This is a genomic window from Actinoallomurus sp. NPDC050550, from assembly GCF_040655075.1.
Classification (GTDB): Bacteria; Actinomycetota; Actinomycetes; order Streptosporangiales; family Streptosporangiaceae; genus Actinoallomurus.
On the sequence record NZ_JBFAJC010000049.1, the window covers coordinates 52,111 to 76,318 of the forward strand.

At 69.2% G+C, this 24,208-nt stretch carries 21 protein-coding genes and 3 tRNA genes; 11 read left to right on the forward strand and 13 right to left on the reverse strand.

What is annotated here, in order from left to right:
- Positions 1 to 48: 48 nt before the first annotated feature.
- Positions 49 to 1,254 (reverse strand): RNA-guided endonuclease TnpB family protein, encoded by a 1,206-nt coding sequence (locus AB0I04_RS42575; RefSeq protein WP_360898239.1) that lies wholly within the window; start codon positions 1,252 to 1,254, stop codon positions 49 to 51.
- A gap of 155 nt (positions 1,255 to 1,409) precedes the next feature.
- Here AB0I04_RS42575 and AB0I04_RS42580 point away from each other — a divergent pair, with 155 nt between their 5' ends.
- Positions 1,410 to 3,455: an NAD(+) synthase gene (locus AB0I04_RS42580; protein WP_360898241.1), complete on the forward strand. Its 2,046-nt coding sequence runs from the start codon at positions 1,410 to 1,412 to the stop codon at positions 3,453 to 3,455.
- A 43-nt stretch (positions 3,456 to 3,498) separates the two neighbouring features.
- On the opposite strand, the gene AB0I04_RS42585 is transcribed toward AB0I04_RS42580, so the two are convergent.
- A complete protein-coding gene (locus tag AB0I04_RS42585; protein WP_360898243.1) occupies positions 3,499 to 4,353 on the reverse strand; it encodes an ABC transporter permease in 855 nt (284 codons plus the stop codon).
- Between the two features lie 224 nt (positions 4,354 to 4,577).
- Here AB0I04_RS42585 and AB0I04_RS42590 point away from each other — a divergent pair, with 224 nt between their 5' ends.
- Complete coding sequence (locus tag AB0I04_RS42590; RefSeq protein WP_360898245.1) at positions 4,578 to 5,012, forward strand: nitroreductase family deazaflavin-dependent oxidoreductase; 435 nt, start codon at positions 4,578 to 4,580, stop codon at positions 5,010 to 5,012.
- Here the strand turns inward: AB0I04_RS42590 and AB0I04_RS42595 are convergent.
- Positions 5,009 to 5,524 (reverse strand): N-acetyltransferase family protein, encoded by a 516-nt coding sequence (locus tag AB0I04_RS42595; RefSeq protein WP_360898247.1) that lies wholly within the window; start codon positions 5,522 to 5,524, stop codon positions 5,009 to 5,011. The two genes, AB0I04_RS42590 and AB0I04_RS42595, sit on opposite strands and share 4 nt — an antisense overlap.
- 46 nt (positions 5,525 to 5,570) lie before the next feature.
- On the opposite strand from AB0I04_RS42595, the gene AB0I04_RS42600 reads away from it, so the two are divergent.
- The gene (locus AB0I04_RS42600; RefSeq protein WP_360898249.1) at positions 5,571 to 6,176 is read left to right on the forward strand and encodes an XRE family transcriptional regulator; all 606 of its coding nucleotides are present in this window, start codon (positions 5,571 to 5,573) and stop codon (positions 6,174 to 6,176) included.
- 56 nt (positions 6,177 to 6,232) lie between these two features.
- On the opposite strand, the gene AB0I04_RS42605 is transcribed toward AB0I04_RS42600, so the two are convergent.
- Both AB0I04_RS42605 and AB0I04_RS42610 read right to left on the reverse strand, forming a co-directional pair.
- Positions 6,233 to 7,861 (reverse strand): serine/threonine-protein kinase, encoded by a 1,629-nt coding sequence (locus tag AB0I04_RS42605; protein ID WP_360898251.1) that lies wholly within the window; start codon positions 7,859 to 7,861, stop codon positions 6,233 to 6,235.
- Positions 7,862 to 8,093: 232 nt separating this feature from the next.
- Complete coding sequence (locus AB0I04_RS42610) at positions 8,094 to 9,038, reverse strand: WYL domain-containing protein (protein WP_360898253.1); 945 nt, start codon at positions 9,036 to 9,038, stop codon at positions 8,094 to 8,096.
- A 98-nt stretch (positions 9,039 to 9,136) separates the two neighbouring features.
- On the opposite strand from AB0I04_RS42610, the gene AB0I04_RS42615 reads away from it, so the two are divergent.
- Positions 9,137 to 9,541, forward strand: coding sequence for a VOC family protein (locus AB0I04_RS42615; protein WP_360898255.1), 405 nt, complete (start codon positions 9,137 to 9,139; stop codon positions 9,539 to 9,541).
- Between the two features lie 163 nt (positions 9,542 to 9,704).
- Here AB0I04_RS42615 and AB0I04_RS42620 read toward each other — a convergent pair whose 3' ends face one another.
- Together AB0I04_RS42620 and AB0I04_RS42625 are read right to left on the reverse strand one after the other, a co-directional pair.
- Positions 9,705 to 10,100: a hypothetical protein gene (locus tag AB0I04_RS42620; RefSeq protein ID WP_360898257.1), complete on the reverse strand. Its 396-nt coding sequence runs from the start codon at positions 10,098 to 10,100 to the stop codon at positions 9,705 to 9,707.
- Between the two features lie 158 nt (positions 10,101 to 10,258).
- Positions 10,259 to 11,410 carry an acyl-CoA dehydrogenase family protein gene (locus AB0I04_RS42625; RefSeq protein ID WP_360898259.1) on the reverse strand — a complete coding sequence of 384 codons (1,152 nt, stop codon included), beginning with the start codon at positions 11,408 to 11,410 and terminating at the stop codon, positions 10,259 to 10,261.
- A 158-nt stretch (positions 11,411 to 11,568) separates the two neighbouring features.
- Here AB0I04_RS42625 and AB0I04_RS42630 point away from each other — a divergent pair, with 158 nt between their 5' ends.
- Entirely contained in the window at positions 11,569 to 11,838 is a 270-nt protein-coding gene (locus AB0I04_RS42630) for a PspC domain-containing protein (RefSeq protein WP_360898261.1), read from the forward strand.
- 5 nt (positions 11,839 to 11,843) lie between these two features.
- Here AB0I04_RS42630 and AB0I04_RS42635 read toward each other — a convergent pair whose 3' ends face one another.
- Both AB0I04_RS42635 and AB0I04_RS42640 read right to left on the reverse strand, forming a co-directional pair.
- Positions 11,844 to 13,109, reverse strand: a complete 1,266-nt coding sequence (locus AB0I04_RS42635; RefSeq protein ID WP_360898263.1) for an MFS transporter — start codon at positions 13,107 to 13,109, stop codon at positions 11,844 to 11,846.
- Positions 13,110 to 13,219: 110 nt separating this feature from the next.
- Entirely contained in the window at positions 13,220 to 13,561 is a 342-nt protein-coding gene (locus AB0I04_RS42640) for a metallopeptidase family protein (RefSeq protein WP_360898265.1), read from the reverse strand.
- Positions 13,562 to 13,590: 29 nt separating this feature from the next.
- On the opposite strand from AB0I04_RS42640, the gene AB0I04_RS42645 reads away from it, so the two are divergent.
- From AB0I04_RS42645 to AB0I04_RS42660, 4 genes are all read left to right on the forward strand, one after another.
- The gene (locus AB0I04_RS42645; protein WP_360898267.1) at positions 13,591 to 15,153 is read left to right on the forward strand and encodes a metallophosphoesterase; all 1,563 of its coding nucleotides are present in this window, start codon (positions 13,591 to 13,593) and stop codon (positions 15,151 to 15,153) included.
- A 95-nt stretch (positions 15,154 to 15,248) separates the two neighbouring features.
- A tRNA-Glu gene (locus AB0I04_RS42650) sits at positions 15,249 to 15,321 on the forward strand.
- A 34-nt stretch (positions 15,322 to 15,355) separates the two neighbouring features.
- Positions 15,356 to 15,430: transfer RNA gene (locus AB0I04_RS42655), tRNA-Asp, on the forward strand.
- Between the two features lie 24 nt (positions 15,431 to 15,454).
- Positions 15,455 to 15,528, forward strand: a tRNA-Phe gene (locus tag AB0I04_RS42660).
- A 56-nt stretch (positions 15,529 to 15,584) separates the two neighbouring features.
- On the opposite strand, the gene AB0I04_RS42665 is transcribed toward AB0I04_RS42660, so the two are convergent.
- Complete coding sequence (locus tag AB0I04_RS42665; RefSeq protein ID WP_360898269.1) at positions 15,585 to 15,806, reverse strand: hypothetical protein; 222 nt, start codon at positions 15,804 to 15,806, stop codon at positions 15,585 to 15,587.
- Between the two features lie 101 nt (positions 15,807 to 15,907).
- Positions 15,908 to 18,145 carry a DEAD/DEAH box helicase gene (locus AB0I04_RS42670; RefSeq protein ID WP_360898271.1) on the reverse strand — a complete coding sequence of 746 codons (2,238 nt, stop codon included), beginning with the start codon at positions 18,143 to 18,145 and terminating at the stop codon, positions 15,908 to 15,910.
- A 172-nt stretch (positions 18,146 to 18,317) separates the two neighbouring features.
- On the opposite strand from AB0I04_RS42670, the gene AB0I04_RS42675 reads away from it, so the two are divergent.
- Both AB0I04_RS42675 and AB0I04_RS42680 read left to right on the forward strand, forming a co-directional pair.
- A complete protein-coding gene (locus tag AB0I04_RS42675; RefSeq protein WP_360898273.1) occupies positions 18,318 to 18,650 on the forward strand; it encodes a DUF6247 family protein in 333 nt (110 codons plus the stop codon).
- Between the two features lie 476 nt (positions 18,651 to 19,126).
- Complete coding sequence (locus tag AB0I04_RS42680; RefSeq protein WP_360898275.1) at positions 19,127 to 20,191, forward strand: LLM class flavin-dependent oxidoreductase; 1,065 nt, start codon at positions 19,127 to 19,129, stop codon at positions 20,189 to 20,191.
- A 93-nt stretch (positions 20,192 to 20,284) separates the two neighbouring features.
- Here the strand turns inward: AB0I04_RS42680 and AB0I04_RS42685 are convergent, their stop codons facing one another.
- Entirely contained in the window at positions 20,285 to 21,568 is a 1,284-nt protein-coding gene (locus AB0I04_RS42685; RefSeq protein ID WP_360898277.1) for a GDSL-type esterase/lipase family protein, read from the reverse strand.
- A gap of 392 nt (positions 21,569 to 21,960) precedes the next feature.
- Positions 21,961 to 23,541 carry an alpha/beta fold hydrolase gene (locus AB0I04_RS42690; protein WP_360898279.1) on the reverse strand — a complete coding sequence of 527 codons (1,581 nt, stop codon included), beginning with the start codon at positions 23,539 to 23,541 and terminating at the stop codon, positions 21,961 to 21,963.
- Positions 23,542 to 24,208 lie beyond the last annotated feature (667 nt).

A 24,208-nucleotide genomic window follows, 5' to 3' on the forward strand; every position in this document is an offset into this window, starting at 1 on the left:
CCCCTCCCGAAGGAGGGGGAGTCCCGTCGGCCTTGGGGCCGATCCGGCTTACGCCGGGCGCCTCGCAGCGCGGGGTTTCTGCTTCAGCGCCGACTGCGGAAGGGAGGACCCTTGCCGTCTTACACCAGCTCCACAGACATCACCGGGACTGTTCCCGGCTACGGCTCGACCAGCCGCAAGGAGGTTCTTGGCCGCGTTGATGTCCCGGTCATGCCGGGTACGGCAGCCCGGACACGTCCAGCGCCGGGTCGAAAGGCTCAGCTCAGCGAGCAGATGCCCGCAAGCCGAGCAGGTCTTGGAGGAGGGGTACCAGCGGTCGATCACGATGAGGGTGCGTCCGGCGCGTTCGGCCTTGTACTCAAGCTGCCTGCGGAACTCCCCCCACCCCGCGTCCATGATGACGCGTGCCAGCTTGTGGTTCTTGACCATGTTGGTGACCGCGAGGTCTTCGATGACGATCGTGTCGGCCCGGCGGATCAGGTTGGTGCTGGTGCGGTGCAGGAAGTCGGCGCGGGCGTTGCGGACCTTGCGGTGGGCGCGGGCGACCTTGGCCTTGGCCTTGCGCCGGTTGGCGCTCCCGCGCTGGCAGCGGGCCATGCGCCGCTGATAGCGGGCCAGGTTGCGGGCCTTGCGCTCCAGGTGGCGGGGGTTGGCGATGCGTTCCCCGTCGGAGGTGACCGCGAAGTCCTTGATCCCGAGATCGACGCCGATGGCGTGCCCGACCTCGTCCACGGGCTCGGGCGCTTGAGTGTCGATGGCGAACGTCACGTACCAGCGGCCGTCCGGATCTCGGGAGATGACGACCATGGTGGGATTGAGCGTGGCGGGGTCCACGTCGAAGGACCATACGAACCTCAGCGGCGTGGTGGTCTTGGCCAACTGCAGCTCGCCGTTCTTCATTCGGAACGCCGAGCGGGTGTAATGCGCAGACTGCCGGGCGTTGCGGTTCTTAAAACGCGGGTACTTGGCGCGGCCGGCGAAGAAGTTCGCGAACGCCGCGTGCTGATGCCGCAGCGTCTGCTGCAGCGGAACCGACGACACCTCGGACAAGAACGCCAGGTCCTCGGTCTTCTTCCACGCCGTCAAAGCAGCGTCGGTCTGCTTGTAAGAGGTCTTGCGGCCACGCTCGTGATACGCCGCGTGGCGTTCGGCAAGGGTCTTGTTCCACACGAGACGCACGCACCCGAACGTGCGGTTGAACACCGCCGTTTGTTCGGGGTCCGGGTAGGCCCGGCACTTGTACGCCGTACGCATGACCGTGAACTTACAGACGTTGTGTGCGCACGTAAAGCAGTTCGTCGAATTGCGGTGAATTCCGTTTTTGGACCGTCCCACCTCGGCCGGGACGGTTCTGGCAGAGCCCAAATCCCTCCCCGGCTTGGAGGCCGGGGCATCCTTCGGAGGACTGGGTGAACTTCTGGTCGATCTATCAACACGGCTTCGCGCGGATCGCCGCGTGCACCGGCCACGCCGCCATCGCCGACCCGTCCGCCAACGCGGACGCGGTGCTGCGGCAGGCTCGCCGATGCGCGCAGGAGGGGGTCGCCGTCGCGGTCTTCCCGGAGCTCTGCCTGACCGGCTATTCGATCGAGGACCTCCTCTTGCAGGACGCGGTGCTCGACGAGGTCGAAGAGGCGCTCGAGACCGTGGTGGCCGGGTCGGCGGAGCTGATGACGGTACTCGTCGTCGGCGCCCCGCTGCGTCATCGCCACCGGATCTACAACTGCGCGGTGATCGTGCACCGCGGCCGGATCCTCGGCGTCACGCCCAAGTCCTTCATCCCGAACTACCGGGAGCTCTACGAGCGGCGGCAGATCGCCGCAGGCGACGACGAGCGCGGCGGGACGATCCGCCTCGGCGGCGCGACCGTTCCGTTCGGCGTCGACCTGCTCTTCGCGGCGGAGGACGTCCCCGGCCTGGTGCTGCACGTGGAGATCTGCGAGGACATGTGGGTGCCGGTGCCGCCGAGCGCCGAGGCGGCGCTGGCCGGCGCGACCGTCCTCGCCAACCTCTCGGGCAGCCCGATCACGGTCGGCCGGGCCGAGGACCGGCGCCTGCTGTGCCGCTCGGCGTCCGCGCGCTGCCTCGCCGCCTACGTCTACGCGGCGGCCGGCCTGGGCGAGTCGACCACCGACCTGTCCTGGGACGGCCAGACCATGATCTACGAGAACGGCGTCCTGCTGGCCGAGACCGACCGGTTCCCGCTCGGCGACCAGTACGCGGTGGCCGACGTGGACCTCGACCTGCTGCGGCAGGAGCGCCACCGGATGGGCACCTTCGACGACAACCGCCGCGTCCACGCCGCGCGTACCGGAGGCTTCCGGCAGGTGGAGTTCCGGCTCGACCCGCCGATGACGAACCTCGGGCTGAAACGCCGGGTCGAGCGGTTCCCCTTCGTGCCGGCCGACCCCGACCGCCTCGCCCAGGACTGCTACGAGGCGTACAACATCCAGGTCGCGGGTCTGCAGCAGCGGCTGTCGGCGATCGGCGACCCGAAGGTCGTCATCGGGGTGTCCGGCGGCCTCGACTCCACGCACGCGCTGATCGTCGCCGCCCGGGCGATGGACCGTGCCGGCCGCCCTCGCAGCGACATCCTGGGCTTCACCCTGCCCGGCTTCGCGACCAGCGAGCACACCAAGGAGAACGCCCACAAGCTGATGCGCGCGCTCGGCGTCACCGCGGCCGAGCTCGACATCGCACCGACCGCACGGCTCATGCTCGAGGAGCTCGGCCACCCGTTCTCCTCCGGCGAGCCGGTGTACGACATCACCTTCGAGAACGTCCAGGCCGGGCTGCGCACCGACTACCTGTTCCGGCTGGCCAACCAGCGCGGGGGCATCGTGCTAGGCACCGGTGACCTGTCCGAGCTGGCGCTCGGCTGGTGCACCTACGGCGTCGGCGACCAGATGAGCCACTACAACGTCAACTCCGGGGTGCCGAAGACGCTCATCCAGCACCTGATCCGCTGGGTCGTCGGCAGCGGGCAGTTCGACGAGGAGACCGGCGAGACGCTGGCCGCGATCCTCGACACGGAGATCAGCCCGGAGCTCGTGCCGGGCGAGGAACTGCAGTCCACCGAGTCCAAGATCGGCCCGTACGCGCTGCACGACTTCACGCTCTTCCACGTGCTGCGCCACGGCTTCCGGCCGTCGAAGATCGCCTTCCTGGCCTGGCACGCCTGGCACGGCCGGGCCGCGGGCGCCTGGCCGCCCAACTTCCCCGAGTCCAAGCGGGCGGCCTACGACCTGCCGGAGATCCGGCACTGGCTGGAGGTCTTCTGCCGCCGCTTCTTCGGGTTCGCGCAGTTCAAGCGGTCGGCCATGCCGAACGGGCCGAAGGTCTCGGCCGGCGGCTCCCTCTCACCGCGCGGCGACTGGCGCGCGCCGTCCGACAGTACGGCGCGGGCCTGGCTGCGCGACCTCGCCCGCTGGGACATTCCCGACGCCGACCGGTAGGTCCGTTCACGACTGGTCAGCGGGCGGATACAGGGCGTCGTCGCTAGGCGTCCCGCTTGCGGAAGGCGACGAACGCCGTTATCAGCATTTTCGCGACGCAACTGGCCATGACGGCGAGCCCGGCCCAGGGAGCCGGCAGCGCCGGGTCATGGTGGCCGGTGATGATCTGGCCGCCCGCGATGGGCGGCCAGTATTTCGTCACCCAGTCGCCGAGCGCCCCGGGCAGAGCCGGCGCGAACGCCTGCACGATCAGCATCGTGCCGAACAGCGTCGTCACCGTCGCCGTCGTGCTACGGAGCACCGTCCCGATCGCGAACCCGAACAGGCCGGCGAGCATCAGATAGAGCCCACCGCCAAGAATGCCGCGTAGCGCCGAAGGATCGGACAGGTGGAGGTGCGGGGTGCCCGCGCCCGCCAGCGCCGCCTGCCCGACGAGGAAGCCGCTGAAGGACACCAGCAGCCCGACCGGCAGTGTGACCGCCATCAGGACCGTGGCTTTGGCGGCCAGAACCCGGGCCCGGCGCGGCACGGCCGCCAGCGTGCTGACGATCGTGCGGGCACCGTACTCGGAGGTGATCACCAGACCGCCCAGCAGACCGAGCGTGATCTGCGCCAGCAGATAACCGCGCAGGCTGGTGGCCAGTGGGTCGAATGCGGCCCGGTCGGCGGCCGTCATGGTCGCGTATTCGCGCCCGGCGGACGTGCCGTTCAGCGCGGCGAGACCCACACCGATCGCCAGGGTGCCGAGGACGATGTAGACCGTCGACCGCATGGTACGGATCTTGATCCACTCGGCCTTCAGGCAGTGCAGGAACATCGCCCCGCGGCGGGGCATTCGGTACCCCTGCGGCCGGACCTCGCCGTAGCGTTTGGTGAGTCCGCGGACTTCGATCATCATGACTCCAGAGCCGATCGTGTACGTGGTGCGCGCCGTCGTCGCGCACCACCTCACAGTGATCCGCTCCTCTGGGACAGATCTGTACGAGTCTGGGAGCGCCATGTGAATAAGGAGCCCCATCCGCCGGAAACCGCAGGCCGCGGCGCCCAGCGGTCGGAAACTCCCAGAAACTCACATGAAAATTCCGGTCCTTCAGGGTCGGGAGGACGGCGAAGGAGCGGACAGTGGCCAAGACCTACCGTGTCGGAGCCGGCACGAAGTTCATCAATGGCGTTTTCGGGGTGATGACCCGCCTCGGACGGGGCAAGAGCTACCGGCACATACTGACCGTGCGGGGCAGGAAGACCGGCGAACCGCGCTCAACCCCGGTCGACGTCATGCGGAACGGTGACCAGCGATGGCTGGTGGCCGCCTACGGCGTCAGCAACTGGGTGCGTAATGCTCGTGTCGCGGGAGAGGTTCAGCTCGCCCGCGGGCGGTATCGGGAGACTTTGCGCGTCGTCGAGGTGGCCCCCGAGGAGAGCGTTCCCGTCCTTCGGCAGTACCTGCGGGAGGTCCCCATCACCCGCGCGTACTTCGACGTCACGCTCGAATCGACCGACGAACAGTTCGTCGCCGAGGCATCGCGCCATCCGGTGTTCCGTCTGATCTCCGATTAGCCTGCGGTCAGGGCCCGCTGCATGAGCACCGTGTCGATCCAGCGGCCGTGTTTGTGACCGACGCCGGTCAGCCGGCCGGCGTGGGTGAAGCCGAACCGCTCGTGCAGCGCGACCGAGGCCCGGCTTCCGCTGTCCGCGATGACCGCGATCATCTGGCGCATGTCCGCCTGGGCGCACCGGTCCACCAGGGCGCCGAGCAGCGCGCTCCCAAGGCCCCTGCCGGTCAGGTCCGGGGCGAGATAGATCGAGTTCTCCACCGTGTGGCGGTAGGCTGGCTTGGGACGCCATGGCGTGGCGTAGGCGTACCCCGCCACGTCGCCGGACGATTCGGCGACCAGGAAGGGCAGGCCACGGGCGGTGAGGTCGTCGAGCCGCTGCCGCCAGTCGACGACCGTCGGCGGGGTCTGCTCGAAGGTGATCACGGTGTGGGAGACATAGTGCGCGAAGACCTCGGCTATGGCCTTCAGGTCCGCCTGGACCGCGGGGCGGATGACCACCTGGGGAGCTGTCACGGCGCGCTCGTTTCTCTATAGCGAAATCTACTGACATTATAGAGGAATGCTGGATCTCGTGGTGTTGGGCAGGCTCATCCAGGCGTTGCGGCACGACCGGAGCCTGACCCTTCAGCAGTTGGCCGAAGCGGCGGACGTGAGCGTGAGCATGCTGTCCTCGGTCGAGCGCGGGCAAAAAGCGCCCACGATCGTGGTTCTCGCCCGCATCGCGGACGGCCTCAATGTGCCTCTCGCCGATCTCGTCGCTCAGCCCGACGACAACCGGGTCATCGTGCGCCGCGCCGCCGACCAGGACGGCATCGACGAACGCGGCGGGTGGCGGCGGACGATCCTGTCACCCGTCGTGCCGGGAGTGAACTTCGAATGGATCCGCACGACGCTGCCACCGGACTGCGACGCCGGCCGCTTCCCGGCGTACGCCCCGGGCTCCCACGAGTACATCGTCGTCGAGTCCGGCACCCTCCGGCTGACCATCGCCGACACGGCCATCGACCTGAACGAGGGCGACTCGGCCTACTTCGCCGCGGACGTCACGCACGCCTACGCCAACGCGGGCTCCACACCGTGCACCTACTACGTCGCCGCACTCATCATGCGTCCCCGCGCAGCCCACCCGCGCACCCGAGAAGCCACCATGCCCGACCGGAGGTAGCCGCCACCTGACCCAGCCGGCCGACTCCCGCACCAAGAGCCGGCCGCCGGCCAGGTCTAGACGTCGTTCCACCTGTAGATCGACAGGTGCGCCTTCTTCGCGATCGGGGTCCACAGCGCGACGACCCGCCGTTTGGCGGGGCCGGCCTGGTTGTCGGCGACGATTGCCCGCCGCTGGTCATCGGTCTGCGGCGCGTTCTGCGTGCCGCATCCCCGCACCGCCACCTGCTGGGCGTACGCGAGGTGGGCCTGGTCGGAGTCGAGCGAGGACTGGTAGGCGTCGACGATGGCCTGCCGCAGCTCGGCGCCCTGCGGCAACCGGTCGACCCGCAGGGTCCTCGCCTGGGCCAGTTCCCGCCCGCGGTCCCCGACGAGCTGCTCGAACGCCGGAACTGTGGCGGCGACGTCGGCACAGGTCGTGGAGTTCCCGGTCAGCGGGTTCCCCGCCGCCAGGTGCGAGCCCAGAAGCTCGTTGACCGCCTTGGCCTGGGTGGCGTCAGGTCCTCGATGGGCGATGCCGCGAACCGCCATCGTCGCCGCGACGGCCACGGCGGCGACCGCCACGGAACACACGATGACCACGCGCCGCCTCCGGCGGCCCGGCCTCGCCGCGCCGGGCGTCTCGCCGGACGCGGGCCCCTGAGGCGGCGCCTGTCGGGACAGCGGCGAGGTGTCAGGGCCGGAGTCACCGGGCGCCGGCGCCATGGTGGTCCCGGACGGTACGTCCGCCGCGCTCCGGTGCGCGCCGAGTGCCCCGCTCGCCAGGACCGGAGCGGTCCTCGTGGGGTCGGCGAGCGCGGTGCCTTCGACCAGCATGACCGCGGTGGCCGGCTCAAGGGCATCGCCGGCGGGCATGGCGACCGCCTGGCTGCGCCGGAGAAGACGGAGCAGCACCTGCTGGGCCGATGGGCGATCGTCGGGGTTCTTAGCCAGGCAGGCGACGACGAGATCGCGCAGCGGCCTCTCCAGGCCGCCGAGGAAGGGCTCATGGGTCAGGATGCGGGAGGCGACGGCCTCGAGCGTGTCATTGCCGAATGGCGGGTGCCCGCAGGCCGCGTAGGTGACGGTCGACGCCCAGGCGAAAACGTCGGTGGCGGTCGTGATGAGACCGTCGGTGAGTTGCTCGGGCGCCATGTACGGCGGGGTGCCGAAGATCCGGCCGGGCGCCGTGGTGCCGGCGTTCAACGCGCGCGCGATACCGAAATCGATCACCCGCGCCCCGTCCGGGCCGATCAGGACGTTGTGCGGTTTGAAATCGCGGTGCACGATCCCGGCGTCGTGGATGGCGACGAGCGCGGTCGCGGTCGCGATCGCCAGCCGCTCCAGATCGGCGCCGTCCCGCGGCCCCTTCTCCGATATCAGCCGCTGCAGGGACGGGCCGTCGACGTACTCGCTGACGATGTACGGGGTGTCGCCGGTCACGTCGGCGTCCACCACCTGCGCCGTGCAGAAACGAGCGACCTTCTTCGCCGCCGCGACCTCCCGTACGAATCGGGCGCGCGCCGCGTCGTCGATCGCCAGGTCCTGCCGGAGCATCTTCACCGCGAGGCGCTGCGGGGACGCATCGGAATCGTCGGCCCGTCGTGCCAGGTAGACGACGCCCTGGCCACCCGCCCCCAGACGTCCCAACAGCTCGTACGGGCCGAGACACCGTGGGTCGCCGGGCAACAGAACTCGACTGGTCACCGCGCGATCCTCCACACCGCCGAAACATCCTGCTCGATCGAGAAATCCGGTGAGCACTTCAGGCACCCGAGATCGTCTCCCGATGGCGGGTCTGACGCTGACTCGGTGAGGGCCGTTCGGCCGCCTCCGATAACAAAATGATCTCTGGAGTGGCCGCGGCGTGATCGATGGCCGCCCGGTCGCCTTCGCCAGGTGGCCGCTCGGCCTGCGGTTCACCCCGGACGAGGCGGGGTCAGTCGGCGTAGCGTCCGACGAGCTCGGCGCCGATGCGGGCGAGTTCGTGCCGGACGGAGCGGGGTTCGACGACTTCGACCAGCGCTCCCCAGCCGGCGAGGTGGCGGGCGATGTCCAGAGGCGTCGGAGCGGCGAGGCGGACCCGTACCCGCCCGTGGTCGGGTTCGCCGTCGAGGTGGCAGTGCCGTCCGAACCGGTCGCGCAGGATCGGCACGAACCGCTCCTCGATGAGCACCGTCGCCCAGGTGCGCGACCGCCGCTGTTCGATCTCGTCGACGACCTCCTGCCAGGCGGCGGTGAGGGCGAAGTCGTCGGGGCGTTCGGCGGGCTCGTCGGTCGGTTCGGCCTCGATGATCCGGTCGACGCGGAACGTCCGCCGTCCTCGGTCGGTCCCCGCGAGCAGGTACCAGACGTCGTCCTTGTCGATCAGGCCCCACGGGTCGACCAGCCGTACCGTCGGTTCCCCGGTGCGTCCGGCGTAGGTGAGGCGGACCTTGTGGCGGTGGATCACGGCGGTCTGCAGCAGGTCGACCGTCGCGGGCCGGGGACGGTCGCGTTCGCCCCACCGGACGGGGTCGACCATCGTCGCGTCGGTGGCGGCCTGGGCGTCGGCCCGGAAAGTCCGGGGCAGGGCTCCCATCAGCTTGCGCAGCGCCGCTCTCGCCGCGGGCGAAACGGCCGCGGTGGGGCCGACGAGCAGGAAGAGCGCCTGCGCCTCGGCCGCCGTCAGACCACTGAGGTCGGTGCGGGCACCACCCACCAGGGACCAGCCGCCGCCGCGACCGGGCTGTGGATAAACGGGAACGCCCGCCGCCGCGAGCGCCTCCAGGTCCCGGCGGGCGGTGGCGACCGACACCTCGAGTTCGGCGGCCAGGTCGGCCGCGGTCACTCGGCCACGGGTCTGCATCAACAGCAGAACGGCCACGAGACGGTCGGCGCGCATGACCAGAATTCTCCATCAAAGTGCTCAGTAGATGAGCACTTTGATGCGGAGGATGGGCGATGTCCCCCAAGGAGCGACCAACAGGAGGGAACCGCCCGATGCTGCGAGGCCTCACCACCGTCAGCTTCTACGCCGACGACGTCACCGCCGCCGCCCGCTGGTACACCGAACTGCTCGGCGTCGAGCCGTACTTCACGCGCCCGATCGAGGGCACGCTCGCCTACGCCGAGTTCCGCGTCGGCGACTACGAGCACGAGCTCGGCATCATCGACCGCCGCTTCGCCCCCCGTCCCCGCCCGGATGAGGCCGGCGGCGCGGTCACCTACTGGCATGTGGACGACGTCGAGGCCGCCTTCGCGCGGCTGCTGTCCCTGGGCGCCACGGCGTACGAGAAGCCGGTCGAGCGCGGTCCCGGATTCGTCACCGCCTCCGTGGTCGACCCGTTCGGTAACGTCCTCGGCGTCATGTACAACCAGCACTACCTGCAGATCGTGGGCCGATAGAGGAGCATCTCGAGCGACGGCACGAGTCGCTCGAAGCGGGTGCGACGGCTTGGCCGCGAAGCCGTGCGCACGCCGCTCCTCGACGAGCGGCCCGAAGGCCGTCGCCGAAGCCTGCCGCGTCGCCCCCGGCGGAACACCGACACGGAAGCCGTGGTGGACGCGGTCAGGCGGCCCTGGAACCTCGGGGTGGGGCGGTCAGCGCGTACACGACGATGACGCAGAACGCGATGACGAGCACCGACCACACCGGGAATGCTCGGAGGAAGACCAGATGGCCGAGTGCCGCGAGGACGGCCAGCACCACGCCGGCCGCGCGCGCCCACATCCGGCCGGCGAGGATGCCGGCTCCGACGATGATCTGGACCGCCCCGAGGATCAGCCAGATCCACCCCCACGTGGTGAAGTTGAGAAAGAGGATGTCGCGGTCGGTCACCATGTAGTAGTCCGACCGCAACAGCGCGACCAGTCCGTCGATCAGGTTGAAGAACCCGGTCACGATCACCAGGATGCCGGCGAACGTCAGCCATCCCGAGGTGAGCGTCATGCGCGGCGTCGTCATGGCCCGACCTCCCTTGGAGCGGCGGCTCGCGGGTCGATCGGATCCGACTCGGCCCATCACCGAGAGCAGACATTCCCGTACGTGAGCGCAGGTCAAACGCGGCGCACCACTACCGTGATCAGGTCATATGCGGCAATTTGCCGGATCTTGGCAGCCGGTCAGCGGTAGGCGGACAGGCCCGTGATCGCCTCGCCGAGCACCAGCGTGTGGATCTCCTGGGTTCCCTCGTACGTCAGGACGGACTCGAGGTTGGTCATGTGCCGGATCACGGGGTACTCCAGCGTGACGCCGTTCGCGCCGAGGACCGAGCGGGCCTCGCGGGCGACGTCCAGCGCGGCCCGTACGTTGGCGAGCTTGCCGAACGACACCTGCTGCGGCGTGACCTTCCCGGCCTCCTTCAGCCGTCCGATGTGGAGGGCGACCAGGCCCGCCTGGCCCAGCGCGACCTCCATCCAGGCGAGCTTCTCCTGAGTGAGCTGGAACGCCCCGATCGGCCGGCCGAACTGCTCGCGCGTGCGGGCGTACTCGACGGCCGTCTCGTAGCACGCACGGCCCGCTCCGACCGCGCCCCAGATGATGCCGTACCGCGCCTCCGACAGGCACCCGAGCGGCCCCTTGAGGCCCTTCACGGCGGGCAGCAGCGCGTCGCCGGGCACGCGTACGTCGTCGAGGGTCAGCTCCGAGGTCACGGACGCGCGCAGCGACAGCTTCTTGTGGACGTCCCGGGTCGTGAACCCGCGGGTGCCTCGCGGGACGAGGAAGCCGCGGATGCCGTCGTCGGTACGCGCCCAGACGACCGCGACGTCGGCGATCGAGCCGTTGGTGATCCACATCTTGGAGCCGCTCAGGATCCAGTCGGAGCCTTCGCGCTTGGCGTGCGTCCGCATGTTCGCCGGGTCGGAGCCGTGGTCGGGCTCGGTCAGCCCGAAGCAGCCGATGGCCCGGCCCGCGGCCATGCGCGGCAGCCACTCCTGCTTCTGCTCCTCCGAGCCGTACTTGTGGATGGCGGTCATGGCGAGCGACCCCTGCACGGACACGAAGCTGCGCAGCCCGGAGTCGGCGGCCTCCAGCTCCCGGCAGGCGACCCCGTACGCGACCGCGCCGGCCCCGGGGCAGCCGTACCCGGACAGGTGCATGCCCAGGAACCCCAGCTCGCCGAGTTCGGGGGCGAGTTCGGCCGCGGGGAAGACGCCCTCCTCGAACCAGTCGGCGACGTGCGGCTCGATCCGGTCGGCGGCGAAGCGCCGGGCGGTGTCGCGGACCAGGCGCTCCTCATCGGTGAGCTGATCATCGACGCGCAGCAGATCCATCGGTCCTCCCAGGGTCTCCCCGGACGCCGAGACGGCGGAGGGGCGCCTCGCAGGCAAAGCGTACGTCGATGTGCCGATCCGGCGATCAGGGGGCTCTCAGGGACGCCTCAGGGCAAGCCCCCATGGCGATCTGCGCCCGCCGCGGGCACGATCGAACCATGAGCGAGAACACCTTCCACACCGACGGCAGCGAACCGCGCCGTCTCAGCCGCGCCCGCGAGGGGCGCATGATCACCGGAGTGTGCGCCGGTGCCGGCAAGTACTTCGGCGTCGACCCGACGATCGTACGGATCGTGCTGGCCGTCCTGACCCTTCTGACCAGTGGCGCGGGCATCCTCCTGTACGTCGCCGCCACGCTGATCATCCCGGAGGAGGGAAAGGAGACCTCGATCGCCCAGGACCTGATCAACAAGCAGACCCGGGCCTAGGGTCCCTAGGCCGCGGCGCTCATCGCCCGCTCCTGGCTCGAGGCGATCACCTCTCCCCTGATCCGCGTCCACGACATCGCGAGCATCGTCGCGGCGGACAGGCCGGCGATCCCCGCCAGGGCGACGACGGGCTCCGGCCCCAGCGCCTGGGTCAGCGCGCCTCCGATCAGGATGCCGATGCCCTGGCTGGCCAGGATGCCGGACTGCGCCAGCCCGAACGCCTGGCCGCGCCCGGCGGGCGGCACGGCGGCGACGTACGCGGCGTTGGCCGCGATCTGATACGCGCTGCCGACGCCGGACAGCGCCAGCAGGACGATCAGGGCCCACAGGGGCGGCCGCAGCCCCGCGCCCACGAGCGGTGCGCACGACAGCATCGCCATCCAGCCCATCAGCCGCAGGCGGTCGTCGGGGCGGACGAACCGGCTGTAGGCGAACGCCCCGGCCGCCATGCCGCACGGCATCGCCGACATCAGCAGCCCGACGATCACGGGGCTCGCACCGAACGTCCTGGCGTACGGCGCGGCGAGCCCCTCCGGCAGCACGTAGAACCCGCACAGCCACGCGAAGCACACCAGGGGCCGGAGCGTACGGTCGCCGAACACCAGGCGTGCGCCCTGGCCCGTGATGCTCCACAGCGACGCGCGTTTACGGCCCTCCGGGCGCGGCGCGGGCCGCGGCCGTACGCCCGCCAGCAGGATGGCCGCCGAGATCGCGAACGTGACCGCGTCGAGCGCGAGGGCATGGTGCGCGCCGACGGCGAAGATGACCGCTCCGCCCACGAGGAAGCCCAGCGTCTGGGTGAGCTGGTGGGTGATGTTGTTGATCGCGGAACCGACGACGTACATGTCGCCGGGCAGCACCTCGGACAGCAGGGCGGCCCGCGCGGCGGTGAACGGCGCGCCGAGTAGCACGGTCCAGAAGATCAGAAAGCACAGCGCCGCGAACGGCATGCGGTGCAGCGCCATGAGCGCCACGATGCCCGTCCGCGCGACGTCACAGACGATCATCACGCGGCGGCGCGGGACCAGGTCTGCCAGGACCGACAGCACCGGCCCGCCCATGATCGATGGAAGATAGGTCAGGGCGTACGCGACCGCCGTCCGCAACGCCGAATGAGTGTTGTTGTAGACGAGCACCGCGAGAGCGATCTGGGCGAGCTGATCGCCGATGTACGACAGCGTCTGGGCGAGCCAGATCGAGCGGAACTCACCGACTCCGAAAACCTCCCGATAGGTCACCTGGCGATCGAACGGCCGCCGATGTCTTCCCACGCGCGCTCCCCTGCCGGTGAACGTCGTCCGGCCACCACCCGCAGACGGCCGGTTGCGCGGATTATCTCACGCTCCGTTCAAAGAAGGTGACCCAACGTGCGCAATCGGGATCACCAGCCGAGTTCGTGCAATCGCTCATCGTCGATGCCGAAGTGGTGGGCGATCTCGTGAACCACCGTCACTCGTACCTCTTTCACCAGGTCATCGCGGGTCCGGGAGATCGCCTGCAGGGGCCGACGGTAGACGGTGATGCGGTCCGGGAGATACCCGGCGTACGTGTCGCCGCGCTCGGTCAGCGGCACGCCCTCGTACAGTCCGAGCAGCCCCGGTTCGGGTGCGTCGTCCTCGACCATCACCACGACGTTGTCCATCAGAGTGGTGAGAGCCTCGGGGATGGTGTCGAGGGCCTCGGCGACGAGATCCTCGAACTCCGCCCGCGTTATATCGATCACGTCGTCATTGTGCGTGGATGAGGGCCCGGATGAGCATAGGTACCAACGTGTTGACCCGAGCATGGAACGAACTGCGTCGGTTCACCGCCCGGCGCCGCGTACGTCTCGCCGGACGCATCACGGCGGTCATCGCCGTCGGCCTGATCGGCGGCTGGATCGGCCTCCTGGTCGGCGGGCACGCCCAGACCGACGTCGGCCCCGCCGACGTGGACTTCGCGCTGCACCCCTCGATGTCCGGCGGCACGGTCATCGACATCCCCCCGCTGGGCACGCTGCGCCTCAACAGCCACGCCGGCCCGGTACGGATCGAGGCCCAGGTGACCCGCCTCCGACCCGAGCGCGCCAAAACCCTCATCGAGGACCCCGCGGCCTTCGACCGCCTCTCCGACACGATCGGCGGCGACGTACGGCACGCGTTCATCGTCATGGCGATCAAGGCCACCGTGGCCGCCCTCGCGTGCGCGGCGCTCGCCGGCTTCCTCATCTTCCGCAACTGGCGGGGGGTGTTGTGGCCCACCGTCAGCGCCTTTTCCGGCCTGCTGATCGTCGGCCTGATCGGCGGCCTGACGTTCAACCCCGAGTCGGTCGCCGAGCCGCGCTTCACCGGCATCCTCGCCAGCGCCCCACAGGTCGTCGGCGACGCCAAGACCATCGTGTCGCGCATCGGGGCCTACCGGGAGCAACTGGCCCGGCTCGTCGGCAACATGTCCCGCCTGTACGACGTCACGTCCACCCTGCCGACGTACGAACCGGACCCCACGACCATCCGCGTCCTGCACGTCTCCGACATCCACCTCAACCCGGTCGCCTGGGGCGTCATCCGCCAGGTCGTGAGCCAGTTCCACATCCAGGTCGTCATCGACACCGGCGACCTCACCGACCACGGCACCAAGACCGAGGACAAGTTCGCGAACACCATCAGCAAGCTCAAGATCCCGTACGTCTTCATCCGCGGCAACCACGACTCCATGTCGATCGAAAAGGGCGTACGCCGCCAGAAGAACGCCGTCGTCCTCGACGACCAGATCGCGGACGTCGGCGGCCTGCGGATCTTCGGCACCCCCGATCCACGCTTCACCCCCGACAAGACCACCCGCGGCGACCAGGTGGGCGCCCAGGAGATGCTCGGGTACGGCCGGACCGCAGTGCAGAAGCTGAAGTACCTCGGCAAGACCCCCGACATCGTCCTCGCCCACGACCCGAACGAGGGAGCGGCGTTCGACGGCACCACCCCGCTCATCCTGTCCGGCCACACCCACCAGCGCTCCACCCGGCTCCTGCCGAGCGGCACCCGCCTCTTCATCCAGGGCTCGACCGGCGGCGCCGGCCTGCGCGGCCTCGAACACGAACAGCCCACCCCGATCGAGATGTCGGTCCTGTACTTCAACCGGGCCACCCACCGCCTGCAGGGCTGGGACGACATCCGCCTGGGTGGCCTAGGTCTCACCTCCGCCCAGATCGAACGCACCCTGGAACCCAAACCGGACCGCCCGATCATGCCGTCACCTGCACAATCACCGTCGGGATCGCCACTCACCCCGACCCCGTTCAACCCCTCACCACGCCCGTCCCAGGCGAGCCGCCCGCGGTAGAGAGGGAATCACTTTGGTGGTTGGGGCGGTTGTCCCCTATGCTGACGGAGTCCCCGACGGCAGGCGCCAAGGGCAACGGCGGCCAGGCCGTCGGAGTCCCCATCGTCTAGCGGCCTAGGACTCCGCCCTTTCAAGGCGGCAGCGCGGGTTCGAATCCCGTTGGGGGCACGGTATCCTTCCGGGGGTACTACAGAAGAAGCAAGGTCCTGTGGAGCAGCTAGGAGTGCTCGCCACCCTGTCAAGGTGGAGGCCGCGGGTTCAAATCCCGTCAGGACCGCTGAGGCGCCGTTCGGCGCCGTGCGGGCAGGTAGCTCAGTCGGTACGAGCGTCCGCCTGAAAAGCGGAAGGTCGGCGGTTCGACCCCGCCCCTGCCCACCGATCAAGACCAGCGAAACGCCCCGCCTCCGTGTTCGGAGACGGGGCGTGAGTGTCTAACTGGGTGACAACGGCTCGGAATCCACCAGGGAAATGTCGTTCATCGCGATCGCTCTCTCTTGGACCACCGGCCGTATCTGCTTGCGATAGACGGTCTCCGTAACCACGGTGTTGGTGTTCCCGACCAACCGGGAGATGTTCTCGATCGGTCCGTCATGGGCGGAGAGCAGCGATACGAAGCTGTGCCGCAGCCCCCAAGGCGTCCACTCCTTGCCCACCAGGCCAGCGAGGTCGAGAACGACGCGGAAGTCGCGCCGGACGTTCCCCGCGCTGAGCGTTCATCGAACGCGACGACGTGCGGCCACGAAAGCTCTGCGGGTCACGCCGCCTTGAGGCGCTTCTGTTCCGCGGCCACGATTTGGCGCCGCAGTTCGGTCTCGGAGCCCGTGTCCACCGCGTCCGGCGTCGCGTTCGCCATGTCGCTGCGGCGCGCGTACTCGTCGAACGCCTCGCGCTTGTCCGCCAGCAGCTCGAGGACTCGCTGGTCGATGCTGTCCCCACACAGCAGCCGATGCACGTCCACGCGGCGCACCTGGCCCATCCGGTGCGCGCGGGCGATCGCCTGCTCCTCGATCGAGGGCGTCAGCTGCGGCTCGGCGATGATGATCACCGAGGCGGTCTGGATGTTCAGGCCCACGCCGCCCGCCTGGATCTGGGAGACCAGCACCGCAGCCCCCTTGGCGGCAGTGAACTCGTCCACCATCGCTTGGCGGTTCGTCGGCGGGATGCCCCCGGTCAGCGGGCCGACGACATGCACGCCGGGGACGCCATGACGCCCGGAGCCCAGTACCTGTGTCACCGTGTCCAGCACGTCGCGGAAGTACGAGAACACCACGACCTTGCGCCCGCCGTCCGCAGCCTCGCTGACGATCTCCACCAGCCGCCGGAGCTTCGGCGATCCCTTCACCGTCCCCGGGCCGAACGCCGCCCGGCGCATCGCCATGAAGTTCCCCGCGAGGACCGCCTTCTGGTACGCCCGCAGCGCCGGTCCTTCGAGTGCCACCCATTCCTGCGTCTCCAGCCGCGGCGGAAGTTCGCTTAGCACGTCTTCTTGGTTGCGCCGCAGGTAGACCGGTGCCACAGCCTCCCGGAACTTGGTGCCGTCCAGCGCCCCATCCGGTATGTCCAGGTTCTCGGCGAGCTCCGGGCGCAGGTGCCCGACCAGCACTCGGAACTCCCCCACCTTGTTCTCCATCGGCGTCCCCGTCAGGAACAGCACCCGCCTGCTCCGCGCCGCCCATTCGCTGACCGCCTGCGTGCGAAGCGCAGTCGGGTTCTTCACGTAGTGCGCCTCGTCGACGACCATCATCGCCACAGAGACGTCCAGGTCCTCCGGCATGGCGCGCAGCACCTCGAATGTCGTGACCGCCACGCCACCCCTGGCCGCCCACTCCTGCTGGGTCGCCTCCCGCTTCTCGCCAGGCCCGTGCACGCGGCGGACCTCCAGCAGCGTGTGCCGCTCAACCTCGCGAGTCCAGTTGACGACCACGCTCGCCGGGCAGACGACCAGGAAGTGCGTCGCGCCCTTGGCCGCGAGGTGGCACATCGCGGCGAGCGACTGCATCGTCTTACCAAGGCCCATCTCGTCGCCGAGAATCACCCGCTCCTGAACCAGCGCGAACTTCGCGCCGAACAGCTGGTAGCCTCGCAGCGAGGTCTTGAGGCGGGACTGGTCGAGGGGAAACACGCGGACCTGCTCGGCGATATCGGCGGGGAGGAATCCCTGACCGGCCTCTTTGACCGGGTCGAGCCCCCCAACCTCGATCAACAGGCCGTTGTAGATGACCGGGCGGGCGAGGTAATCGCTCCATAGCCGGGCAGCCCTCGGTGTCTTTCCGGCCTTCTCCAGCCGGGACTCGGCTGTGGACAGGCGTTTGCGTACCGCAGTGACTTTCTTGGAACTCAGGGTGGCGTCCAGCTGGACGAGTGCATCACGAGCTTCCTGCCTCTTCCGCTTGGAGAATGTGAAGAGCATTCCCCAGCGGCTCGCGCCGCGTGCCGCAGGGCCGAGGTAACCCCCGAGCTCACTTGCCAGCGGGCTCGGGTCCGGGCCCTTCATCACGGACCTGGTGCGTTCGTAGCGGCGCAAGGCGGCGATGAGAGCGGTCTGCTCGGGGGTACGGGCGTCTGGTTCGATGCGGACGCGGGTGCTCTCCTCGACGGACTCCCGCATCTGCCATGCGGCGGCCATGATCCGCTTGGCCGCCTTCCGGCGTACTCGGGGGATTCGCCTGAGTGCTTCTGCGCCGGTCGTGAGGACCGCGCCGACTGTGTCGATGCCGGCGTCCCTGACGGGGACGAACGTGACCCGGCCCTGGATAAGCTCCCGGAGCCGGTCCACCGGCATCGTGTCCAGTTCGCCGGTGACAAGCTGATCGCGCACCACTTCGTACGCCCGTCGCGCGATCTCGCGGGACTCCCCCGGCGCGGCCAGGACCGCCTCGATGGCGTCGTGGACCGCGCGGCCGTCGGAGACGATAGCGCGGGCCGCCCTTCCCGCGCGGAGCTCGGCCTTCGCAGGCTCCGTTTCACTCGTCAGTTCCGCTGTGCGTGCCAAAGTGGTCGAGAGTCTACGCATCGGAACCGGCGATCGGTGCGAATTGCGAAGATGGAGGACATCGCGGACATGTTGGCTTCCGGCGCGCGCTGGCGCCCTTACCTACCTTCCCGGCTCTCCGACTCGCGGGAGTGTGTCGGGTGAGCTCTGGGGGAGGGAGAGGAGGCCCGGGATGACTGCGCAACCACATGACTTCGCCCCTGGCAGCGCACCCGAGCCGGCCAAGAGCCTGCGCGCGATCCGGGCCGCCTTGGTCGTGCCTCAAGACCGTGAGGCGTTCGACGCCGGGCTCAAAGCGGTGCTTGACGAGGTCCGTGTGAACCTCGATCTCGGCGCGCTGAACGACTTCGTGCACCGCTGGTGGATCTCCGCTTGCGACTCGGCGCACGACCCCGAAGGGCGTCGGCGGACGCATGCTCGCGCCAGTCAGCTTGCCGCAGGGGAGGCCGTCCCCGCGGGTAGACCATGGCGCGAGATCCTCGCCGAGCGTGAGAACGGACGGTAGGTGTACCGGCTCAACCCGGACCCGATCGCCGAGGAACAGATCAAAGCGGTCCCGGAGGGAGCTCTACGTCCGATCGCCGAGTTGTTCACGTTGCTGGAGACGGCGCCGTGGAGTGGGCAGCCGTTCAACCTGCCAATCCCCGGGGCAACATGCTCACGCACGCCTTCGGCGAACGCGGGCTCGCTACATACCTCGTGCTAGAGGAACAGCGCGAGGTACATGTGCTCCGCGTTGAATGGCCATCACCGATACTGCGTGACAGCCGCAGTCGTTGACGGCAACGGTGACGCAATGTCGGCCACCGTGGACAGCCGTCGGCGCACGCCCACTACCGTCTGCCTCGGCATAGAGTCTCTGAGCAGGGTGGTTGCTACTCCTGAAAGGCGGAAGGTCGGCGGTTCGACCCCGCCCTGGTAAACATGCAGAGCTGTCATGCTGGGCAAGGTCGATTCGATCCCTTGTGCCTTGGGGGTTTGATGCGTGCAGGCGTCGTGGTCAGCGCACAGCCCGGTGTGGAGGACCTCGCCGTACAGGCCGAGGAGTTGGGCTTGCACAGTTTCTGGGTCAACGACACCCCGATGGTCCACGGCGACCCCTTCGTCGCCCTGGGACTGTGTGCGAAGGCCACCAGCCGCATCAGGCTCGGCATCGGCGTGACCTCACCGGCGCTGCGCTCGGCCCCGGCCGCCGCGAGCGGGTTCGCCAGCCTCAACGCCCTGGCACCGGGCCGGATCATCTGCGGGGTCGGCACTGGTAACACCGCCCGGCGCACGCTGGGCATGCGGCCGACCACGGCGGCCACGCTGGAGAAGTTCACCACCGCACTGCAGGACCTGTGCGCCGGACGCACCATCGAGTACCGCGAAGGTGACCGGGTCCGCGACGTCCGGTTCCTGCACACCGGGACGACCGTGAACACCACCGACCCGATCGAGTTCGTCGTGGCCGCGCTCGGACCCAACGCCGCCGCCGTCGCCGGCCGACGCGGCACCGGCCTCATCTCCTTCGGCCTGCTGGACCCCGCCGCCTGGCACGCGCTGCATGACGCCCGCCGCCACGCGGCCCACGGCACACCCCGCGACCCCGAATCCCGCACGGACTCCTACGTTGTCACCGCGCTGCACATACTCGACGAGAACGAGGACGCCCACGGCGACGCGGCCCGGGACGCAACCGGCCACCTCGTCCTGTCCCTGCTGGCCTTCGCCGCCGACACAGCCGCCGACCCACGCGCCTTCGCCGAGCAACTCGGCCCCGCCGAACGCGCAGCGATGCAGCGACTCATCGATCGGCGCGGCACCACCGCCACCGCGCCCGACCGGCACACCAAGCTCTACCCCAACTACCTCGGACGCATCGCACCCCAGGACCGGGACCTGGTCCTGCCCTCGCTGATGAACACCCTGGCCCTGGTCGGCACCCGTGACGACCTCCTCGCCCGCATCGCCACCCTGGAACAGGCCGGCATCGACGAACTCCTCATCCAGCCGGTGATCGACCCACCCACCGAGATGGCCCAGCTCGCGAAACTCCTCACCTGAGCGGACCCGCAGACCGCGCGCACGCGTGGAGACACGGTCGGCGGTTCGACCCCGCCCCTGCCCACTCGCCCCCTGGTGCTCGTTGACCTTCGGTCAACTTCGCCGGGGGCTTTGTGCTTTCCCAGGGGGGCGACCCCATGGAACCCCCGATGCGGGGGCTCCGCCCTGCGTCCCCACAGCGAACGGCCGTCCGCTCTCCGGCGGACGGCCACCGCGACGGGCGGCAAGATGCCGGCGCTCGCTGACCGGGTCCGCCGCCCAGCCGGTCGTGTGCGCGATGAAGTCGGTCAGCAGTGCCGCCGCCCTCGCGTGGGCCTCGACGCCCGGGTGGACGCCGTCGGTGTAGTCGCCCGCGTCCGCCGACATCCAGCCCGTGGTGTCGACGTACACGGTCCTGGGATCGTTCGCCTCGGTGACCGCCGAGGCCACGTTCTCGGCGTTGTAGCCGCCGAAGGGACGCATCGCGAAGATCCATGCGTGTGGGTAGGCCGCACGGATCTGTTTCAAGTAGCTCAGGTAGGCGGGCCGGAACGGTTCGGCGCCGAGGAAGTAGTCGTTCGTGCCCTGGTTGACGACCACAGCGTCGGGGCGGAAGAGCGGGTCGGCCGGGGAGTCCTGGAAATTCCAGCCGAAGCTGCCGCTCGCTGTCGGCACGCCGCCGTTGCCGTTCACGAGGATGCCCTGGCGACCGAAACCGACCTGGTTGGTGTGGGCGTGGAAGGCCTTCCCCGTCAGGTGGGCGAAGTCCTTGGTGCCGTCGTCGCAGTCCGTGCCGATCAGCCCGCACAGGGACTTGACGCCCTGTGTGATGGAGTCGCCCAGGAACTCCATGCGTAGGGGCCCGAGTGGCGCCGGCGTCTGCACATGGGCTCCGGGGTCGAGTTCGAGACCGGTGAATGAAAGGCCCGACTGCAGGGGGAGGACCCACCGGTTCGCGTGTTCGTTGACGTCCTTGACGGAGATTTCGGCGGTGTGCTTCCGGCCCGTCAGCGGCGTCGGGGTGAAGTCGATCAGGTCCCGGTCCACCGTGTACCGGGCCGGGACCGCCCCGTCGATTGACACGTAGATCTGCGCGGGAAGCGTCACCGACGAGGTGTCGAAGCGGCCCGCGAGAGTGCGCCCGGTGAATCGGAACCGCAACTGGGAGCCCGAGTTCGGCGTGATCATCGCATTGCCGAGGCGGCCCCAGTGGCCATCGAAGGCCAGGTGCGGATCGGTCGCCGGTATTCCGGCGGGCTGATCCGCGTCGGCGGCCACCTGCCTGGGCGCACCGGCAGGCGCGCCGTGCGCGGCCTGGGCGGGTGTGGTCAGGGCGAGGACGCAGGTCAGCGGAAGCACGGCCGCAGAGGCGGGTCTGACGAGATGTCTCTTGCGCACGGTTACTGTCCTCCGATCGTCGAGGACGGGAGAGGTAGGACGTCCTATGTCACTCTCGCACGGCCGTGACTGCCGGGAAAGAAGCTGAACGCAACAACCTGCACGGCCGTGTTCGGCTCTGTCTGTCGCTGTGTCCGGCGTCGACTCCATCTCTCGGACCGTGTCCCGACCGTCGTGTCCGGCGCCCCTCCGCGATCTTCCGCCAGAAGCGTTGCTGCTCCTGACGCCGGTTGACCGGCGGCCGCCCCGCTGACCGAAGCGGCGGACGCCCCGCCTGGAGACGCCCGCGTGCGGAGCCTGGCGGCCCGATGAGCTGCCGGCCGGCTCATCGGGCCGCTTGCTGCCGGCTGGATCCTGATCTGTCCTGTCGGCTGTCGGTTCCGGTGGAGTGGTCAGATCCGGGATCCGGCTTGTTGCGGGTCCACTGGAGTTGGCACCTTCTCTCCGCTGCAGCCGTGGTCGATCCAGCCGGTGGTGAAGTAGGCCACCACGTCTGCGGCGCATTCGGGCACGCGTGTGGCCGATACGTGGACGTCGTCGTCGACGGTATAGACCTTGCCGCCGATGGCGGCCTGCATCTGCAGGGTCCACTTGTAGACGGACATAATGTCGTAACGGTGCCCGGACAGGACCAGCGATCCCCCAGTGCGGTGTACCCGGGTCTGTTGTACGGGCAGCGGCCAGCCGGCGCATCCAGCGCCGAAGTAGAAGGCCGTCACCGGGTTGCGCTTGAGGCGCTGCTGGTAGGCGGCCCAGGCGGCGGAGAAGCCGTGCCGGCTCTGATCTTCGTTGCAGATGGTCGCCCGGTTCATCGTCATGTTCATCATCTCGGGTGCGCCGGGGACGGGCTTGGCCGGTTCGGCGCCGAAGATCTTTTTGACGGTGGGCGGTGCTTGGGAGCCGGTCGCGTCCCGCAGCTCGGCGAGCGCCCGGCCGGCCTGCGGCCATTGAGGTGAAGTCGTGCCGGCCAGTTGGGCGATGGAGGAGCCGTCGATCGGTCTGTTCAGGTCGGTGAACGTCTTGGGGTTGGCGTCATAGTCGTGGCGCAGCTTCAAGACCGAGGCCCGCACCTGCTGCGCGGTGGCACCCAGGCCGTACGTCGCGTGGTAGCGCGCGAGCCACGCCGCCATACGCGCGAAGTTCCGCTCTGTGGCCTCGGCGACCCCCTTGTCGTGCTCGTCGAAGCTGGTGTATGGCGGCGCCGGGCTGTCCAGGAAGACGCGCCCCGTACGGTCGGCGAAGAGGCTTCGGTACACCGCGCCGAGCCAGGTGCCCCAAGAGAAGCCGAGGATGTTGAACCTGCGCTCACCGAGTGCGGCCCGCACCCGATCCAGGTCCCGGGCCACGTTCGCGGTGGTCAGCTGCCCGAGGAAGGCCGGATCGGACCGCCCGCAGGCGGCGTTGTCCGCCGCCTGAGCCTCGTAGATCCGCTTGGCCGACGCCTTGGTCAGCGGTCCGGGTCCCGCATTGGGAGGAGGCGTACCTGCGCAGCTGGTCTTGGTGCTGTAGTTCACTCCGCGGGGATCGAAGCCGATGAGGTCGTACCGGTCGTTGAGCCGGGCGATCTCCTTGTTCCTGAGCGTCATCGCGATGGGGTCGAGATATCCGCTGCCGCCGGGCCCGCCCGGAGCTATCGCCAGCGCGCCGAGCCGGTGCTCGGTGCCCACGGCCTTCAGCCGGGTGAACGCGATGCTGATCTTCCGGCCCTCCGGGCGGCGGTAATCCAGCGGGACGCTGATCGTCCCGCACTCCAGGCGCTTCAGCTGCGCGCGGAACTGCGGTATCTGCTCGCTGGGGGCGCCCAGGCTCTTGATCACCTCATCGGAATAGGTGGGGCACGGCTTCCACTCGACCGCCGAAACCGACCGACTCGCCACGGTGGCGGCCGGCGCGGAGGTGCCCAGTGCCGCGCTGCCCAGCGCCAGCACCACGCAGGCCAAACCACCCACGCCACCGACTACGGCACGTCTCATAAAAGAACCCTTCCTCGCCGGAAACACGAACGCCGGACAAACTGCCAAGGAGCCGGTCACAGCGACGTCACAGAACCGGTCACCGCATGCCGGTCACACGTGAACAGGACGCGGATGGGTCTCCCGGACCGGCGAGGAGACACGAGATCGTCGGGCTTGACCCCAGGTCGGGCCGCGAACGATGGACCTACCGATTCGAGGACGGCTGCTCGTGGAGTGACCAAGCGGTCGCCGTGGACGCCGGCATGGTGTACGTGCTCGCCGGGCCGGGCGGGCGCCTATTACGAAGAGGACAGCCAGACCGTGCTGCCGGCCGACGGGATGCTCTACCTCCGGACCGACACCGGAGTGGTGGCACTGGGACCCGGCCACCAAAGCGCCGGAGAACGGGCCCCTCATCTCGCAGGCCAGCGTGCGGCCAGGATTTCAACCTATGCGGGCGGGCGGGACATCTCAGCGGATTTGCGAGATGAAGGTCGGCGGTTCGACCCCGCCCCTGCCCCTGCCCCTGCCCCTGCCCCTGCCCCTGCCCACAAGTGATGATCTTCAGGAACAGCGTCCGACCTGCACGGATGAGGTCGGACGCTGTTCGGTGTGTGTCTGGTTGTGTTCGGTCGTCAACGGGTGGCCGTGTCGAATGCGTGCCCACGTTTCAGCCCGGTTGGGC

What these genes read in the sequence shown, in the direction of transcription:
- AB0I04_RS42575 (WP_360898239.1), bottom strand. Translation starts at nt 1,254, where the DNA reads ATGCGTACGGCGTACAAGTGCCGGGCCTACCCGGACCCCGAACAAACG.
- AB0I04_RS42585 (WP_360898243.1), bottom strand. Translation starts at nt 4,353, where the DNA reads ATGATGATCGAAGTCCGCGGACTCACCAAACGCTACGGCGAGGTCCGG.
- AB0I04_RS42600 (WP_360898249.1), top strand. Translation starts at nt 5,571, where the DNA reads ATGCTGGATCTCGTGGTGTTGGGCAGGCTCATCCAGGCGTTGCGGCAC.
- AB0I04_RS42610 (WP_360898253.1), bottom strand. Translation starts at nt 9,038, where the DNA reads ATGCGCGCCGACCGTCTCGTGGCCGTTCTGCTGTTGATGCAGACCCGT.
- AB0I04_RS42615 (WP_360898255.1), top strand. Translation starts at nt 9,137, where the DNA reads ATGCTGCGAGGCCTCACCACCGTCAGCTTCTACGCCGACGACGTCACC.
- AB0I04_RS42620 (WP_360898257.1), bottom strand. Translation starts at nt 10,100, where the DNA reads ATGACGACGCCGCGCATGACGCTCACCTCGGGATGGCTGACGTTCGCC.
- AB0I04_RS42625 (WP_360898259.1), bottom strand. Translation starts at nt 11,410, where the DNA reads ATGGATCTGCTGCGCGTCGATGATCAGCTCACCGATGAGGAGCGCCTG.
- AB0I04_RS42630 (WP_360898261.1), top strand. Translation starts at nt 11,569, where the DNA reads ATGAGCGAGAACACCTTCCACACCGACGGCAGCGAACCGCGCCGTCTC.
- AB0I04_RS42645 (WP_360898267.1), top strand. Translation starts at nt 13,591, where the DNA reads ATGAGCATAGGTACCAACGTGTTGACCCGAGCATGGAACGAACTGCGT.
- AB0I04_RS42675 (WP_360898273.1), top strand. Translation starts at nt 18,318, where the DNA reads ATGACTGCGCAACCACATGACTTCGCCCCTGGCAGCGCACCCGAGCCG.
- AB0I04_RS42680 (WP_360898275.1), top strand. Translation starts at nt 19,127, where the DNA reads ATGCGTGCAGGCGTCGTGGTCAGCGCACAGCCCGGTGTGGAGGACCTC.
- AB0I04_RS42690 (WP_360898279.1), bottom strand. Translation starts at nt 23,541, where the DNA reads ATGAGACGTGCCGTAGTCGGTGGCGTGGGTGGTTTGGCCTGCGTGGTG.